Origin of the sequence: [Flexibacter] sp. ATCC 35208 (genome assembly GCF_001975825.1) — a bacterium.
Taxonomy (GTDB): domain Bacteria; phylum Bacteroidota; class Bacteroidia; order Chitinophagales; family Chitinophagaceae; genus Chitinophaga.
Map to the genome: position 1 here is coordinate 1 of NZ_MTKN01000277.1, position 489 is coordinate 489.

Below are 489 nucleotides of genomic sequence, written 5' to 3' on the forward strand. Positions count from 1 at the left end.
TGATTTAGACAGAGAACCATTTAATGCATACACAAAAGACAAAATAGAACAAGATAAAGTAGCTGCCGTAGAAGTTTTATTAAATGGTTGTTACGCACAATTAAAAGGCTGGTCTGATGTTATGCACAGAGTTGGAGAGTATCCTGGCGATAATATCATGATTAGAGGAACTTCTACAGATTCATTTTACTCTTTTATTTCGTATCAGCACATTCCTAACAATGACAGATTATCTGTTTTCTGGAATAACAGTTATAAAATAGTATCACAATCAAGTGATTTGATCAAAATGATTTCAGAGGGAGAAAGTCCTGCTGTAAACCAACAGCTTGGCGAAGCGTATTATTTAAGAGGTATGATTTATTTCTACCTGTGCCGCACTTACGGAAGACCTTATGCACAAGCTCCCGAAACTAATTTAGGAGTGCCAATTGTAAATGGTTTACCACCGGATTTAAATAATCTTAGATTACCAGACAGATCAACAGT

The 489-nt window shown here is 35.6% G+C and carries 1 protein-coding gene; it reads left to right on the forward strand.

Translation table 11 applies throughout. The annotated features are described in order from the left end of the window. The coding region (locus BW716_RS35510) for a RagB/SusD family nutrient uptake outer membrane protein (RefSeq protein ID WP_143709265.1) at positions 1 to 489 on the forward strand (489 nt) is incomplete at both ends.